11 protein-coding genes and 1 pseudogene are annotated in these 16,859 nt (G+C 69.2%); 5 read left to right on the forward strand and 7 right to left on the reverse strand.

The window, feature by feature from the left end; all coding sequences use genetic code 11:
- The first annotated feature begins 28 nt into the window (after positions 1-28).
- From recC to recD, 3 genes are read left to right on the forward strand one after another with little or no spacing between them, the layout of a single operon-like run.
- On the forward strand, positions 29-3,412 hold the full coding sequence (recC, locus tag GORHZ_RS12170; RefSeq protein ID WP_006333345.1) for an exodeoxyribonuclease V subunit gamma: 3,384 nt from the start codon (positions 29-31) through the stop codon (positions 3,410-3,412).
- Positions 3,409-6,756, forward strand: coding sequence for a UvrD-helicase domain-containing protein (locus GORHZ_RS12175; protein ID WP_006333346.1), 3,348 nt, complete (start codon positions 3,409-3,411; stop codon positions 6,754-6,756). The genes recC and GORHZ_RS12175 overlap by 4 nt, the downstream gene beginning before the upstream one ends.
- Entirely contained in the window at positions 6,753-8,642 is a 1,890-nt protein-coding gene (recD, locus tag GORHZ_RS12180) for an exodeoxyribonuclease V subunit alpha (RefSeq protein ID WP_006333351.1), read from the forward strand. The genes GORHZ_RS12175 and recD overlap by 4 nt, the downstream gene beginning before the upstream one ends.
- A gap of 269 nt (positions 8,643-8,911) precedes the next feature.
- On the opposite strand, the gene GORHZ_RS12185 is transcribed toward recD, so the two are convergent.
- Positions 8,912-9,799: an endonuclease domain-containing protein gene (locus tag GORHZ_RS12185; protein ID WP_006333352.1), complete on the reverse strand. Its 888-nt coding sequence runs from the start codon at positions 9,797-9,799 to the stop codon at positions 8,912-8,914.
- A 281-nt stretch (positions 9,800-10,080) separates the two neighbouring features.
- Positions 10,081-10,836: a PIG-L family deacetylase gene (locus tag GORHZ_RS12190; RefSeq protein WP_006333353.1), complete on the reverse strand. Its 756-nt coding sequence runs from the start codon at positions 10,834-10,836 to the stop codon at positions 10,081-10,083.
- Between the two features lie 129 nt (positions 10,837-10,965).
- On the opposite strand from GORHZ_RS12190, the gene htpG reads away from it, so the two are divergent.
- Complete coding sequence (htpG, locus tag GORHZ_RS12195; RefSeq protein ID WP_006333354.1) at positions 10,966-12,942, forward strand: molecular chaperone HtpG; 1,977 nt, start codon at positions 10,966-10,968, stop codon at positions 12,940-12,942.
- An 18-nt stretch (positions 12,943-12,960) separates the two neighbouring features.
- On the opposite strand, the gene GORHZ_RS12200 is transcribed toward htpG, so the two are convergent.
- A complete protein-coding gene (locus GORHZ_RS12200; protein WP_006333355.1) occupies positions 12,961-13,881 on the reverse strand; it encodes an N-acetylglucosamine kinase in 921 nt (306 codons plus the stop codon).
- 60 nt (positions 13,882-13,941) lie between these two features.
- The gene (locus GORHZ_RS12205; protein WP_006333357.1) at positions 13,942-14,382 is read right to left on the reverse strand and encodes a hypothetical protein; all 441 of its coding nucleotides are present in this window, start codon (positions 14,380-14,382) and stop codon (positions 13,942-13,944) included.
- A 127-nt stretch (positions 14,383-14,509) separates the two neighbouring features.
- Between GORHZ_RS12205 and GORHZ_RS12210 the strand changes: the two genes are divergently transcribed.
- Positions 14,510-14,986 (forward strand): nitroreductase/quinone reductase family protein, encoded by a 477-nt coding sequence (locus GORHZ_RS12210; protein WP_006333359.1) that lies wholly within the window; start codon positions 14,510-14,512, stop codon positions 14,984-14,986.
- Positions 14,987-15,049: 63 nt separating this feature from the next.
- Here GORHZ_RS12210 and GORHZ_RS12215 read toward each other — a convergent pair whose 3' ends face one another.
- From GORHZ_RS12215 to GORHZ_RS12225, 3 genes and pseudogenes are all read right to left on the reverse strand, one after another.
- The gene (locus tag GORHZ_RS12215; protein WP_006333361.1) at positions 15,050-15,877 is read right to left on the reverse strand and encodes a crotonase/enoyl-CoA hydratase family protein; all 828 of its coding nucleotides are present in this window, start codon (positions 15,875-15,877) and stop codon (positions 15,050-15,052) included.
- Complete coding sequence (locus GORHZ_RS12220) at positions 15,874-16,440, reverse strand: dihydrofolate reductase family protein (protein ID WP_006333362.1); 567 nt, start codon at positions 16,438-16,440, stop codon at positions 15,874-15,876. The genes GORHZ_RS12215 and GORHZ_RS12220 overlap by 4 nt, the downstream gene beginning before the upstream one ends.
- Positions 16,437-16,859, reverse strand: a pseudogene (locus GORHZ_RS12225) (AraC family transcriptional regulator); the annotation flags it as partial. The pseudogene GORHZ_RS12225 and the gene GORHZ_RS12220, both read right to left, overlap by 4 nt.

A 16,859-nucleotide genomic window follows, 5' to 3' on the forward strand; every position in this document is an offset into this window, starting at 1 on the left:
CCAACCACGAAACCCCAAGGCGAGGATAATGTTTCACCTGCATCGCGCCGAGCGCACCGACGCCCTCGCCGATGCGCTCGCGGATCTGCTGTCGAGCCCGCCGTCGGACCCGTTGAGTCCCGAGGTGGTGGCGGTACCCGCACCCGGTGTGGAGCGGTGGCTGCAGCAGCGCCTCGCCACCCGCCTCGGCGCGTCGGGAGGCGGCGACGGAATCGCGGCGAACATCGACTTCACCTCCCCGGCGGCGCTGACCGACCGGGTGATCGGTGACGTCCGCGGTGCGGCGTCGGGGGCCGACCGGTGGCGGGGTCCGGCGATGACCTGGCCCGTGCTGATGGTGCTCGACGAGACCATAGACGACCCCGGCCTCGCGGTGCTGGCCCGTCACGTCGGAGCCGACACCGAGGCCGACGACCACCGGCGCGGCCGCCGCTTCGCGACGGCCCGACAGATCGCCGAGCTGTTCGACGGGTACGGGCGTCAGCGGCCGGCGATGCTGTCGGACTGGGCCGCCGGACACGACACCGACGGCGCCGGGCGATCCGTGCCCGACGATCTCGGCTGGCAGCCGGCTTTCTGGCGGGCGGTGCGTGAGTCGATCGGCGAGCCGCACCCCGCCGAGGACCTGCCGCGGGTGTGCGCCCGATTGCGTGACGACCCTACGTCGACCGACCTGCCGGAACGGCTGTCGGTGTTCGGGCCGACCCGCGTCACCGAGTCGCTGCTGGCGGTGCTCGCCGCGCTCGCCGTCCATCGCGAAGTGCATCTGTTCGTGCCCCACCCCGGACCCGCCCTGTGGGATGCGGTGACCGCCGCGGCGCCTACGACGCCGACGATGCGGCGTGCCGAGCTGACGCCGCCGCGGCTCACGCACCCGCTGTTGTCGAGTCTGTCGCGGGACGTGACCGAACTGCAGCTGCGGGTGGCGCCTGTCGTCGACCGCGTCGTGCACCACCCGCCGGTGTCGGCCGTCGCAGAGGGTGGGTCGGTGCTCGCGGCCCTGCAGGCGGGCATCCGTGACGATCGCCTCGAGGTCGGGTCGGTGCCGGCCGACAACTCCGTCGAGATCCACTCCTGCCACGGCCGGGAACGGCAGGTCGAGGTGCTGCGTGACCGCCTGCTGCACCTGTTCGCCGACGACCCGAGCCTGCAGCCGCGCGACGTCGTCGTGATGTGTCCGGACGTGGAGTCGTTCGCGCCACTGATCCGCGGGGCGTTCGGCCAGCCGGGTCTGGGCCATCCGGCCTTCGAACTGCGCGTGCGACTCGCCGACCGCGGGCTGCGCACCACCAACGAGGTTCTCGACGTCGTGGCCACCGTCGTGGAACTGGCTGCCGGGCGGGTCACCGCCGGTGAGGTTCTCGATCTGCTCGGCAGGGCCCCGGTCCGCCAGCGCTTCGACGTGAGCGACGACGACCTCGACATGATTCGGGAGTGGTTGGCGGGCAGTAACGTCCGATGGGGCATCGCCGACGGTCAGCGCGCGCGGTTCGGCCTGGCGGGGTTCGGGCAGGGTACCTTCGCCGCGGGACTGGACCGCATCGTGCTCGGCGCGGTCGCCGAGGAGGCGGACGGCGAGTGGCTCGACACCGCCCTGCCGCTGGCCGGCGTGGAGAGTACCGAGATCGATCTCGCCGGGCGGTTCGCCGAGTTCGTCGCACGGCTGTCGGAGATCCTCGACTCGTTGTCCGGGACACATCCACTGCAGCGGTGGATCGAGATCCTCGTCGGCGTGATCGACGCCCTGGTGCTCACCGGGCGCGACGAGGAATGGCAACGCGCTCAGGCGATCCGAGCCCTGACCGCCGCCTTCGACGGCCACCGGGACGGCGGTGACACCGAAGAGCGCATCCGGCTCCGGCTCGGTGACATCCGCGACCTGGTTGCCGTGCTGGTCGCCGCGGCACCCACGCGTGCCAACTTTCGGACCGGCGAGCTGACGGTGTGTTCGATGGTGCCGATGCGGTCGGTGCCGCATCGGGTGATCGTGCTGCTCGGCGTCGACGCCGACGCGTTCCCGCGCGCCCAGCGGACCGACGGCGACGACATCCTCGGACGCGAACCGCTGGTGGGGGAACGCAATCCGCGTGACGAGGACAGACAGCTGTTCCTCGATGCGATCTGCGCGGCGCGCGACAACCTGCTGGTGTTCTACAGCGGTTCCGATCCGGTGTCGGGAGAACGGATCCCGCCGGCGGTGGTGGTCAGCGAACTCGTCGACACGGTCACCGCGCTGACCGGTCCCGACGGCGCCGACCGGGGGTGCGTGCGCCTCCACACCCTGCACGGATTCGACGCGGCCAACTTCCGTCCGGGGACGATCACGGGTATCGACGGTCCGCTCAGCTTCGACCGCGCGCTGCTCGCCGGCGCGCGATCGCTGGGCCGGGCGGCGACAGCGACCCCACCGATCGCCGACATCGCGATTCCGCCCGCCCCCGACGACGACATCGACCTCGACGACCTGGTGTCCTTCCTGCTCAACCCGATCGAGGGGTTCGTCCGGCAGAGGCTCGGCGCCCGGGTGCCCGACGACGAGCGGCCCCACGCCGACCAGCTCGACGTGGAACTCGACGCCCTGGAGCGGTGGGGTATCGGCGACCGATTCCTGAACCGGATGCTCGCGGGAGAGGATCTGGCCCGTTGTCAGGCCGCCGAACTGCGGCGGGGAACATTGCCGCCGTTCACCTTCGGTACCCGGGAGCTCCAGGCGATCTCCACCGACGTGACCGCGGTGTTCGACGCGGCCGCCGCCGCCCGCGCGGGCCGGCCGCGGACCGCCGACCTGACGGTGGCGCTGCCCGACGGGCGCCGGCTCTACGGAACCGTCGGCGACATCTTCGGCGGCACCGTCGTCACTGCGACCTACTCCAAGCTGCGGGCCAAACAGCGGCTGGGCACCTGGGTGCGTCTGGTGGCGCTGGCCGCCGCCCGGGGCGGTGAACCCGACGGGGCGGAGGTCCTCGGCGGCCTGGTCGTCGCCCGGCGGCCGGGACGGCGCGGCGGGGTGGCGCGGTCGCTGTACGCGATTCCCGACGACCCGCTGAGTGTGCTGACCGACCTCGTCGCCCTACGCGACGCCGGGCTGCGGCGGGTGCTGCCGCTGCCGATCGATCCGGCCGCCGAGTTCGTCGCCCATCATCGTCGCGGCGGCCCGGTCGCGACATCGTTGCCCGCCGCGCGCCGGTCCTTCGACGGTGACTTCGGCGCGGGTCGGGATCGCTACCTTCGTCTGGTCTTCGGCGGCGACGTGACGGCCGACGTCGATGCCGACGCGATGTTCGGCGAGACACTGCCCGACGACGGTCGGTGGTGCGGGCTGCAGTTGCCCGGTGATCCGGGTGATCCGCTGTTCGCCGGTCTGGCCCGGCTGGTCTGGGAACCCCTGATAGAACACGAGACGACGACATGACCACCGCCACCCCGTTCGACATCGCCGCGCCGTTGCCGGAGGGCACCACGGTCCTCGAGGCCAGCGCCGGCACCGGGAAGACCTACGCCATCGTCGGCGTCGCCGCCCGCCACATCGCCGACGGTGTGTCGATCGACAAACTCCTGCTGGTCACCTTCAGTCGGGCGGCCACCGCCGAACTGCGCGAACGGATGCGCGATCGGGTCCGCGACCTCGTCGCCGCCCTGTCCGATCCCGCCCTGCCCGATCCGCAGGTGGCGCGCATCCACGACGACCCGCTCGTCGGGTATCTGACCTCGGGCACACCCGAGCTGGTCGCGACACGTCGCGAACGGCTGTCGCGGGCGCTGTCGGATTTCGACGCCTCCACCATCGCCACCACCCACACCTTCTGCAACCGGATGCTCGACGCTCTGGGCTTCCTGGGCGAACGGGACCTGATCCACGAGATCGTGGAGGATGTCGACGATCTTGTCGACGAGGCCGCCCTAGACCTCTACATCCGTGGCTACGCGGGCACCGAGCGGCCGGAGATCTCCTATGCCGACGCCGCCGCGATCGCTCGGGACACGGTCCGACAACCCGGTGCGAAGCTCGCGCCGACCGTCGCCGACCTCGACGACGCGGGCGGCGCGAGGGCCGTCGCCGCCCGTCGCCGCATCGGCTTCGCCGGCAAGATCCGGGACATCGTCGAAAGCCGGAAACGGTTGTCGCGGTTGCGGACCTACGACGACCTGCAGATGATGCTGTATCGCATCGTGACCGATCCCGTCGTCGGCGAGGCCGCCTGCGAGCGAATCCGTGCGGTGTTCGATGTGGTGCTCGTCGACGAGTTCCAGGACACCGACCCGCAACAGTGGGAGATCGTCCGCAGATGCTTCCACGGTCATCGGACGCTCGTTCTGGTCGGTGACCCGAAACAGTCCATCTACGGATTCCGCGGCGCCGAGGTGCTCGCCTACCTGCAGGCGGTCAAGACCGCGGACACCCTGCGGGTCCTCGACGTCAACCGGCGGTCCGACGGTGCCCTGGTCGGGGCGCTGGGCCGTCTGTATGGCGGCGCCGAACTCGGCAACCCGAGGATCGTCGTGCACGACGTCGAGGCGGCTCATCCGGGTAGCCGTATCCACGGTGTGCCGCCGGTCCGGATCCGGGCCTTCGCACGTCGGACCTTTACGATGACCGGGCCTAGCGGTTTCGCCACGGTGGGACTGGTGCGCGACCGCGTCATCGCCGACGTCGCGGCCGACATCGCCGGCCTGCTCGCCTCCGGCACCGCCATCGAGGTGGACGGGGTGCGGCGGCCCGTCGAGCCCGGCGACATCGCGGTCCTGGTGACCCTCAACAAGACCATCGAACCACTGCGACAACAGCTTTCCCACCACGGTGTCGCGGCGGTCATCGGTTCGGGAACCAGCGTCTTCCACACCGCCGCCGCCCGGCAGTGGCTCGCGGTGCTGCGCGCCATCGAGCAGCCGGCGCGCAGCGATCTGGTTCGGATGGCGGCGCTGACGCCGCTGATCGGGTGGACCCCGCAGCGGCTGGCCGCCGACGACGGGACCGGCACCGCCGAGCTCGCCTCGCTGCTGCAGGATCTCGGGCGGGTGTTCGCCGAAGGCGGGTTCGCCGCGATGTCCCAACGCCTCGTGGGCCGGATGGCGGTACCGGAACGAGTGCTGGGTACCCGCGACGGGGAACGTGCCCTCACCGACTTGCTGCAGGTCTCGGCGCTGTGCAATGCCCAGGTCGCCGACACCGACTGTGGCCTGGGCGCGTTGCACGAGTGGCTCGCCGAACGCGTCGCCGACACCACCCGGTGGCAGCGCCACGAGGACCAGACCCGGCGACTGGACCGAGATACCCAGGCCGTCCAGATCATGACGGTGTATCGCAGCAAGGGCCTGCAGTTCCCGATCGTCTATCTGCCGTTCGCCTGGGACGGCACCCGCAACTCGAACCGCGCGACCTTCACCTACCACGACGAACACGGTGAGCGCTGCCTGGACGTGGCCGGCAAGGAAGCTCCGGGCTATGCGGCGCGATGGCGGCAGTACGAGACCGAGGCGGCGGGCGAGGACCTGCGACTGCTGTATGTGGCGCTCACCCGCGCTCAGTCGCAGGTGGTGGCCTGGTGGGCGCCGGCCTACCACACCCGCAACTCGGCACTGCATCGAATCCTTTTCGGACGCAACGGGGATTCGCCGCAGATCCCCGACGCCGTCGACGTCGGCGACGACGACACCATTGCCCGTGTCCTGTGGGGGCATCAGACCGCGGACGGGTCCATCCGTGTGGAGAGCGCGGGTCGGCCCACGACAGCGCGGGTGGAGCCGGCGGCGCCGGCGGCAGTCGCAGACGACCTCGAGGTCGCCCGATTCGACCGGGTCATCGACCAGAACTGGCGCCGCACTTCGTATTCGGCGATCGTGGCGAGTGCTGCACACACCGGTGCCCCGCTCCTCGGGTCGGGCAGCGAGGCCGACGACGACCTGATCGCCGACGAACCGGCCGACGACACCGTCGCACCGGCCGAGCCGGCAGCGACATCCGCGACCCCGTCGTTGATGAACCAGATGCCCTACGGCGCCGCGTTCGGCACCCTTGTGCACGAGGTCCTCGAATACGTCGACACCGACACGGCCGACCTCGCGGCGCATGTCCGGGAGCTGTGTCGTGCGTCGATCGAGCGCCGTCTGGTCGACGTCGACGTGGAGAGACTCACCGAGGCGCTGCTGGGAGTGCTGAGGACACCACTCGGGTTCGGTGACCTGAGCGCCATCCGACCGCGCGATCGCGTCGCCGAGATGGAGTTCGAGTTCCCGCTGGTCGGCGACGGATCCGCGGACGCTGAACGGGCGGTCACAATGGCGGCGATCGCCGACCTGCTCGATGAGCACCTGGCACCCGACGACCCGCTCGCCGGATACTCGGCGCGACTGCGGGAACTGCCGCCGCAGCAGCGGTTCCGTGGCTTCCTGACCGGCAGCGTCGACTCGGTGCTGCGTATCCCGGACGGCCGGTTCGTCATCGTCGACTACAAGACGAACCGGTTGCGAGCCGGCGATCTCGGCGCCGAGGACTTCTCGGTCGAGGCGATGGCCGCGGAGATGATGGGGGCCAACTACCCGTTGCAGGCTCTGCTGTATTCGGTTGCGCTGCATCGCTACCTGCGATGGCGGTTGCCGGGCTACTCCGCCGCTGCACATCTCGGTCCGGTGCAATACCACTTCGTGCGCGGGATGGTCGGGCCGGCGACACCGCCGGGCTGCGGTGTGTTCGAGTGGCGGGTCCCGGCATCGCTGATCGAGGATCTGTCGGATCTGCTGGGGGAGGGGACCCGATGACGATCCCGGACAGCACTGCCGCCGACGGGCCGTCGAGGTCCCGATTCGATGCCCGTGCGGTCATCGCCGACGACGGTGTCCTCGGCGCGCTGAACGCCGCCGGTGTCCTCGACGCGGCCGACGTCCACGTGACCCGTCGGCTCGTCACGTTGTGCGGTGTGCCGGTCGCCGAGACGGCCCAGGTGGGGGCGGCGCTCGCGGTGCGCGCGGTGCGGCACGGGTCGACGTGTCTGGCGCTCGCCCGGGTCCCGGAACTCATTCGTGACGACCCGGACGGCGTCGTCGACCCGACGTTGCTGCCCGCGCCGGCCGAACTCGAACGTGCCCTCGCCGACTGCGCCCTGGTCCGCGGTTCCGGTGCCGGGCCGTTGCGGCCGCTTGTTCTGGCGTCGTCGGATGACGGTCCGCTGCTCTATCTGCACAAGTACTTTCGGCAGGAGCAGCTGATCCGCACGGTGCTCGCCGAGCGGGCTGCCTCGCGACCGCCGGTCGACGTGGCCGCGGTGTCGGCGGCGGTGGAGGCGGTCTTCGGGCCGGTGGAGGGCTCGGAGGTCGATCTGCAACGGGTGGCGGCGCAGCTGGCGGCGACGAGCTGGACCGTCGTCGTCGCCGGAGGCCCCGGCACCGGCAAGACCTACACGGTTGCCCGGATCCTCGCGGTGCTCGACCGGCTGTCCGGCCGAACCAGCCGGATCGGGTTGTGCGCCCCTACCGGACGGGCCGCGGCGCAGTTGCAGGCGGCGGTGTCCGCCGATCCCGCCGCACCTGCATCGGTTCGGGCGGTCACCGTGCACTCCCTGCTCGGGTGGCGGCCCGGGTCGCAGCCGCGCCACGGCCGCGGCAACCGTCTGCCCTACGACGTGGTGGTCGTCGACGAGACGTCGATGCTGTCGATGACCGCGATGAGCAGGCTGCTCGACGCCGTCCGCCCGGACACGCGAGTGATCCTCGTCGGTGACCCGCATCAGCTCGCCTCGGTCGAGGCCGGCGCGGTGCTCGCCGATCTCGTCGACCGCGTCGCGACCACCGCGCCGCCACCCATTCCGGCGGGCGTCGTCGACCAGCGGGTGCTGTCGTCGGCCGGTGACCGGACCCGGGTGGAACACGGTGTGGTGACGCTGAGCCGCGGCCACCGGTTCGGCGGCGGGATCGCCCGGGTCGCCGCGGCGATCAACCGCGGCGACGCCGATGCCGTGGTCGATCTGGTGTCGGACGCGGACATTCCCGAGGTCACGCTGGTCGAGCCCGAGGACCTCGACGGCATCCGCGCCGATGTACTCGCGTGGGGCAGCGCGCTGCGTGACGCCGCGCTGGCGGGTGACGCCGACGCCGCGCTCGGTGCCCTGAACGTGCACCGCGTGCTGTGCGCGCACCGGGAGGGCAGCTGGGGTGTGCAGGGGTGGTCGCGCCGGATCATCGAGTGGCTGTCGGCGCTGCCCGACCATCATCGGCTCGTCCCCGACTCGACGGAACGCTATGCCGGTGAGCCGCTGTTGGTGACCGCGAACGACCGGCACACCGAGACGTTCAACGGTGACAGCGGTGTCGTGACCCGCGCCGAGAACGGTTTGCGGGTAGCGTTTCGCCGCGGCGAGGTCGTCCGCACGCTGCATCCCACGCAGCTCGCCGATGTCATGCCGTTGTACGCGATGACGATCCACCGCAGCCAGGGAAGTCAATTCGACGGTGTCACAGTCATTTTGCCGCCCCAAGGGTCGGAGTTGCTGACGCGTGAACTGTTGTACACCGCCGTCACCCGAGCCCAAAGTCGCGTACGCATCGTCGGGACGCGGGAGGTGTTGGCGGCGGCGGTAGCGCGGCGCGTGCAGCGTGCCAGTGGCCTGCGCTCACCAATCCACGTCGTCACCCCACCCGCCCCGTCCTGACCCGCGCTGTCGACCCCCACGTCGAGCGTGCGCCCCTGGTCGTCGAGTGTGCGCATCCGGACGTCGAGCGTGCGCCCCTGGTCGTCGATCGTGCGCATCCGGACGTCGAGCGTGCGCCCCTGGTCGTCGAGCGTGCGCCCCTGGTCGTCGAGCGTGCGCATCCGGACGTCGAGCGTGCGCCCCTGGTCGTCGAGCGTGCGCCCCTGGTCGTCGAGCGTGCGCATCCGGACGTCGAGCGTGCGCATCCCAGCCGGTCCGCGTCGGCAGGTTCAGTAATAACAACCACGTGACCGCAGGGCCTTGTCGATCTCGATGATGATGCTCCACGGAGCCGTCCGCAGTCGCTCCCTGTCTATCCGGATGATGATCCACCCGAGATCCCGCAACTTCGCGTCGCGCGCTTCATCACTCGCGCGCTGCTCCGGCGAGGCGTGGTAGTCCTCGCCGTCGTACTCGATCGCGATTTTCGGGAGCCGATAACCGAGGTCTATTCGCGCGAAGACGAACCCCGTCTCGTCAGCGACCCGGATCTGGGTCTCCGGGGTGGGTAGATCGCCCCGGAGCATCAAGAGTCGGACCCAGCTCTCCGGCGGCGACTCGGCGTTTGCGTCAATCAGTGGTATCAGGTTGCGCAACTGCCGGATTCGTCGACGACGACTTCGATTGTGAGCGTAGACGTGGAGCTCCTCGATGGGGAAGTCCGTGGCACGGACGAGATCATCGAGATACCCGAGAGCACGCCACTCCGGTGCGATCCGCCCGAGATCGAAGGCAGTGCGGATCGGAGTCGTCACCCGGATGCCGTCGACCACCATCACGTCGGTGGCGTCGAGGTCGGTTCGGTGGATGCGGCTGCCAAGCCCCGGCCTCCCCGAACCCGTCGGATGCCGAATGAGTTCGATGATGAAATCATCGTCGTACCAACGGCAACCGTGCATGATCGAGGCGGCCATTCCCCCGACGACGGGCTCGCCGTCGGCGTTGCGCACAGTCCGCACAATGTGCTCGCGCGCGGAGAGCAGCGCCTCCCGAGAGACGTACTGATCGCCGTGCAAACGTCTGAATGCGGCCTCGAACTGCTCGGCGGTCATCCCGCAGTCCTCGATGGCTTCCTGCCGCCGGATGAGGCGCCTGTCGTCGGGCGTCAGATTCTGCATGTTTCCTTGGACGCAGCGGAGGTCCGATCGGTTTCATCTCTCCGGGAAACATCTTCGACGGGTCCAGAGCGCACGATCGACGTGGGGGGCGCACGATGGGCGTGTGCGTGCGCACGATCGACGTGGGGGGCGCACGATGGGCGTGTGCGTGCGCACGGTGGGCGTGGCGGTGCGCACGATCGACGAGGGGGTGCGCACGATGGGCGTGTGCGTGTCCACGGTGGACGTGGGGGTGCGCACGATGGGCGTGGCGGTGAGCGGGATGGGCGTGCGGTGGACGATTACGCGAGGTCGAACCCGCCCGGGACGAGGTCGCGACGGATATAGTTCTCAGTCCCCAGTAGACGGGTGCGTCGTTCGGAGGGGAGGGCCAGCAGCGCCTGCATCGTCTTGCTGCGCTTCAACTCGGTGCGGTGGGCGCGGATCGCGGCGGCCTTGCGGTCGCGCCACTCGGTGACGTCGATGACGAGATCGATCGCGGACTTCGGCGTCCCCGGCAGATAGTCGCGGGGTGTACTGGCGAAGAGATCATCCTGTACGTCGTCGACCATCCACTTCGGGATGGTGACGAAGTAAATCGACTTGGTCTGCCAGCCCTCACCCTCGGACCGGTACAGCCGCGGACTGGCGGCGGCGTCGGCGGCCACCATCGCCAACCGGTGAGCGTGGATATGGTCCGGATGCCCATAGATGCCGATTGCGTCGTAGGTGACGATCGCGTCGGGACGCAGGCGGCGGATCAGGGCGACCATTTCACGTACCTGATCGTCGATCGGCACGTGTGCGAAGCGCGGCGCACCCGGTGCGGACTCCGGCACCCGGTCGTCGGCGTAGCCGAGCATGATCGGGCGGCGGGGGAGTCCCAGCTCGCGGGCCGCGTCCACCAGCTCGGCGTGCCGCCATGTCCCCTCCGCCCACGTGCACATGACCAGGTCGGCGTCCCCACCGCCGGCCATATGGCGTGCGATCGTGCCGCCGGTCCATAGCGACTCGTCATCGGGGTGCGCGTGCACGAACAACAGCCGAGGATCAGACATTCACCGGGCTTCCTGTGGCGGACGTGGGCTCGGGTCGATCGGCACACGCCGGAGGACCCACTTCAGGGTAGCCAATGGGTGGATCGGTAAGATCCGGCTCCGTCGAAGGCTGTCAAGTGGAGGTCGATCATGAGTGGTCAAACTGAGGTTCACGAGTTCCAGGCGGAGACCCGGCAGTTGCTGGATCTCATGGTGCATTCGGTCTACTCGAACAAGGACAGCTTCCTGCGCGAGCTGATCTCCAACTCCTCGGACGCGCTGGACAAGCTGCGTCTGGAGTCCCTGCAGGACAAGAGTCTGGATGTGGACACCTCCGATCTCCACATCCGACTCGAGGCGGACGCGCAGGCGCGGACCCTCACCGTCCGAGACAACGGCATCGGCATGTCCAGGGAGGATGTGATCGGGCTCATCGGCACGCTCGCGCGGTCCGGCACCGCCGAGTTGCGTCGCAAGCTCATCGAGGCGAAGGACGCGGCCGCATCCGAGGAGTTGATCGGGCAGTTCGGCATCGGTTTCTACTCGACCTTCATGGTCGCCGACACGGTCACCCTCGTCACCCGCCACGCCGGCGAGGACGTCGCCACCCGGTGGGAGTCGACGGGCGACGGCACCTACACGCTCGACGACGTCGCGGACGCGCCGCAGGGGACGTCGGTGACGCTGACGCTGAAGCCCGTCGACACCGAGGACCACCTCTACGACTACACCGACCCGACGAAGCTGCGGGCGCTGGTCAAGCGGTATTCGGACTTCATCGCGTGGCCTATCCGAATGGACGTCGAGAAGCCGGTTCCGGCCTCCGACGAGGACGCCGAGGACGCCGAACCCCGCACCGAGATCGTCACCGAGACGATCAACTCGCAGAAGGCGCTGTGGGCCAAGTCGTCCGACGAGGTGTCGAAGGACGAGTACAACGAGTTCTACCGGCACGTCAGCCACGCGTGGGATGAACCGCTCGAGGTCATCACGCTCAAGGCGGAGGGCACCTTCGAATACCAGGCGCTGCTGTTCCTTCCGTCGCAGGCGCCCTTCGACCTGTTCATGCGGGAGCACACCTCCGGCATCCAGCTCTATGTCAAACGCGTCTTCATCATGGACGACTGCGAGGAGCTGATCCCCGAGTACCTGCGCTTCGTGAAGGGTGTCGTCGACGCCGCCGACCTGTCGCTCAACGTCTCCCGCGAGATCCTCCAGCAGGATCGGCAGATCCGCGCCATCCGTCGCCGACTCACCAAACGCGTGATCTCGACGGTGTCGGACCTGCGTAGCTCGCGCCCCGACGACTACAAGACGTTCTGGCAGAATTTCGGCCGGGTCTGGAAAGAAGGTCTGGTCAACGACTTCGACAATCGCGACGCGCTGCTGAAGGCGTCGTCGTTCGAGTCGACGGAGTCTGCCGACGAACTCACCACTCTCGCCGACTATGTCGGCCGGATGCGCACCGGGCAGGACACGATCTACTACATGACCGGCGAGAGCCGTCAGCAGATCGAGAACTCACCGCATATGGAGGCGTTCCGCGCCAAGGGAATCGAGGTTCTGCTCCTCACCGACCCGGTCGACGAGATGTGGGTCACCGCGGGCCTCGAGTTCGAAGGCAAGTCCTTCACCTCGATCGCCAAGGGTGCGGTCGATCTCGACGAGATCGACGCGGAGACCGCCGATTCCGAGGAGTCCGAGAAAGCCAAGGCGGACAAGGAGAAGCAGACCGAGGAGTTCTCTGGCCTGCTCAGCTGGCTGGCGGACACCCTCTCCGAGGATGTGAACGAGGCGCGGTTGTCGTCGCGGCTCACCGAATCCCCGGTCTGCCTCGTCGGCGACACCTTCTCGATGTCCCCGCAGTTGGAAAAACTCTACCGGGCCTCCGGGCAGCAGTTGCCGAAATCCAAGCGGGCCCTGGAGATCAACGCGGACCATCCGCTCATCACCGGTCTGAAGACGGCATTCGGCGCCTCCGAGGATCACGCCGACATCGTGCCGACCGCAAAGTTGCTCTACGGCCTCGCCGTGATCGCCGAAGGCGGTGAACTCGACGATCCCGCCGAGTTCGCGAAGCTGCTCGCGGGCACTCTCACCGCATCGTTGGGATCCGCCGACTCCTGACCGTCCGGTCGCGCGGCGTCACGCGCGGTGGACCTGCCCGCTCAACGGATGATCGGCGGGCAGGTCCAGCAGCAGGCCGATCCCGTCCAGCGGCTCCCCGTGCGGCGGGCCGATCGTGGCGCCGGGCACGGCCTCGCCGACGAGTTCGATGAACCGGCTCCGGATCCGGTCGTTGTGGGCGAGGACGTCGCCCACCCAGCTGACCCGGGCCGGTGCGTCGGGTCGGTGTCCGCTGCGGGCGAGCGCCGCGCACACGGATCTGGCGAGTTCCTCGGCCGCCCGGCCGTTGATTCCAGCGGCCACCCGGTCTCCGGTGCGGGCGGCGGCATCGACGGCCCGGGCGAAGCCCGCGATCCGGGTGACGCGCCGATCGTCGGCCTGCAGCACCATGTAGAGCTCGGTGAGGTCACCGAATTCCTCAACGGCCGCCGGCTCGAGCGCCGTCGACGACCCGCGTCCGTCGAAGGAACGTAGCGCCGCGTCGAGGCCCGCCCGCCCGATCCAGTAGGCGCTGCCCGCGTCGCCGACGAGGTGCCCCCACCCGTCGACGCGTGCCGTGCCGGCCGGCCCGACGCCGAGGGTGACCACACCCGTGCCGACCGCGATCACCGCCCCGAGTTCGAATCGGTTGGCGCCGAGATATGCGGTCACCGAGTCATGGGCCAATGCCACCGTGCCGATACCCAGATCGGCGACCGCGGCCAGCAGCTCGCCGGGGCGCGACGCGGCAGGGGTGAGTCCGGAGACCCCCGCGGCGAGTTCGTGCACCGAAATACCCAGCGACCCCAGTAGATTCCGCGCGACGGCCGCGATCTGCCCCACCACCGGCCGGTCGGTCCGCACCGGGCCGGCGGTGTGGTCGGTGGTCGCGGCGCCGACGATACGCACACGCGTGCCCGTCTGCCCGCCGTCGAGCAGGATGCGCTGAGGCGTCACCATCCGTCCTCCCGTGGAACCGACCCGCGAGGTCGCCGGCCGACGGGACTGAAGGTACCCGACTCAGGCGACCGCGTCGGTGGCGATCGTCAGGGTGACCAGGGAGACGTCGTTGGCGCGGTGCACGGGATGCAGGGGGACACCGTGTCGCTGCGCGTCCGCGGTGAGCAAACGCGCCCAGGACTGATCGGCGTCGGTGACGCCATCGCGGCCTGGGCGGCTGATCAGGCAGGCGATCGACAGGCCGGGCACCGTGTCGATGACCTCACGTAACCGCGTCATCAGCATGTCCGTGAGAAATGCGTCGGGCCGGATCGGGAGCTCGAGCTGGTTGAGAGCAGGTGTCAGGCGGTCCTCGTCGTCGACGACGACGAACCACAGCAGCGACTCGGAGAAGCCCAGCGGCCCCAACAGCGCACGCCAGCGTTGGCGCAGGTCGTCGGCGCAGCGAATGGGCTCGTCAGCGGTGGAGATGTCCGGGATCGGGGTGTTGTCGAATGTCATGTGCCGAGCATGCTCGCGAACTTGCCCGGTGCGTTTCGTCCATCCACAGCGCCGCCGCCCTGTGGACGAACGGGTTGCGCGAAGAACCGAGATGATGTCGCGCCCGGCGAGGTGACAGACTGGGGGAATGGGCGTTCTCACCCCGGTGGCGGTCAAGATCGGTGCGATCGGTTGGATGCCGCGCTTCCTGCCGCAGATCGTCGTCGCCGACATCTTCCTGCTGCGGGTCACCGGTCAGCGATACGGTCTGTTGGACCTGGGCGGGCTGCCGAACATCACGCTGCGAGTTCCCGGGCGGCGCAGCGGCATCGTCCGCGACACCCGTCTGCTCGCGGTCCCGCGCGGCGACGGATGGCTCGTCGCCGGGTCCTACTTCGGCGGTCCCGACATGCCGCAGTGGGTCCTCAACGTCCGCGCGGCGGATACCGTCGAGGTCGACGATCACGGGCGTCGGCAGACCATGGCCTGGCGTGAACTCGCCGGCACCGACCGCGACCGCGCATGGTCGGAGATGGTGCGGGTGTGGCCGAACTTCGACCTGTACGTGGCGCGCACACAGCGACAGATACCGGTGTTCCTGCTGGAACCGCCCGCGGCCACCTGACCCCGCCGACCGGCACCGCGGCGGACGGCACCGCGGCGGACGGCAGGGAACCGGGTGGCGCGATCAGGCCCCGCGGAACTGCGGGGGTCGCTTCTCGAAGATCGCGCTGATGGCCTCGGTCAGGTCGTCGCTGGGCAGGAATGCCGAGTTCCAGGCGGCGACGTAGCGCAGGCTGTCATCGACGGCGGGGCGGCGGCTGTGGTCGAGTACCGCCTTCACACCCTGGACCACGAGCGGCGGGTTGGCCGCGATCTCCACTGCGGTCGCGCGGGCCGCGGCCAGGGTCGCCTCGCGGTCCGGGAACATATCGTTGACCAGGCCGATCCGGGCGGCGCGTTCGGCGTCGATGTCCTTGCCGGTGAACGCGAGCTCACGGAGATGGCCGTCGGAGAGGATCTGGGGCAGGCGCGCGAAGCTGCCGACGTCGGCGACCATCGCGACGCGGATCTCGCGGACGCTGAACTTGGCATCGGCGCTGGCGTACCGGATGTCGGCCGCACTGATCAGGTCGACGCCGCCGCCGATGCACCACCCGGAGATGGCTGCGACCACGGGCTTGCGGCAATCCGCCACGGCCGAAATGGCACCCTGCATCCTCCGTACCATGTCGTGGAACTCGGTGCGGGGCCGGGCCTTTGCGCCTTCGGCGAGGACCTTGCCGATGTCGCCCGCCATCGCCGGCAGGTCGAGCCCGAAGGAGAAGTGGTCACCCGATCCGGTCAGGACGATCGCCCGCACGTCGTCGTCCCGGTCGAGCGCGGCGCAGATCTCCGGCAACTCGCGCCAGAAGTCGGGACCCATCGCGTTGCCCTTGCCGGGGCCGATGAGTGTCACCTCGGCGATGAAATCGGAGATCGAGACCTCGAACGCTGTCCACTGTTGATCGCTCATCCTGATGAGGCTACCCGGGCGCCGAGAACGCGATACCGAGCACACACGAATGCGCGATTGCGATCCACCTCGAGTAGTTCGAGGTCAAAGGGCCGGGGGAACAACGGCCGCCCGGCGCCCAGCGTGACGGGCGCGATGTTCACGACGATCTCGTCGAGAAATCCGGCCTCGGCGAACTGCGCGGCCAAATCACCGCCACCCACCACCCAGATGTCCTTGCCGCCGGCGGATTCCACGATCTGCGCGCGGTGATCGGACGGGGAGCCCGAGACGACCCGGATCGAATCCGCCACCGGGGTGACGGTGCGATGGGTGAACAGGAAACACGGCATGTCATACGGCCACGGCTTGCCGTCGGACACCTCGTGGTCGAGCAACCACTGGTAGGTCGTGGCACCCATGACCATGCAGCCGATCCCAGTGATGAAGGAGCCGTAGCTCATCGGACCTTCCTCGTCGATGGGCTGAGACAACAGCCAGTCGAGCGAATCGTGCTCGTCGGCGAGATATCCGTCCAGCGTGGTGGCGGTGTAGAAGTGCGCGCGGGGCGCGGTGGCGGTCATGCGAATCCTCCTGATTGTCGTCGGTGCCAGATGATCGGGTCGGGGTCGAGTTCGGACACGTCGATGCCCGCGTCGGTCAGCATCCACCGGGCCAGCTGCCGACGATGCGCCGAGAACGTCAGCACGTGGGCCCAGATCTGTGACAGCAGAAAGGATTCCGGTGGATCGCAGATAGCGTCGACGATACGGTCCGACCATCCGGACCGACGATCGATGTCGCGGGTGAGGGCCAGCCAGCGCGGCGCGACGTCGGCGTGGATCTCGATCAGTTCCCGCACGTGAACCGGCCGTGCCGACGACGGTTCGTCCTCACCGGAGATGGACGCCAGCCACGGCACCTTGTCGAGGGCCAAGTGCGCCAGCACGTCTCGGAGCGACTCGTCGGGTCCGTTCCACTCCATCAGACGATGTCGCGACAA

The sequence above is a fragment of the Gordonia rhizosphera NBRC 16068 genome, from assembly GCF_000298195.1.
Lineage (GTDB): Bacteria > Actinomycetota > Actinomycetes > Mycobacteriales > Mycobacteriaceae > Gordonia > Gordonia rhizosphera.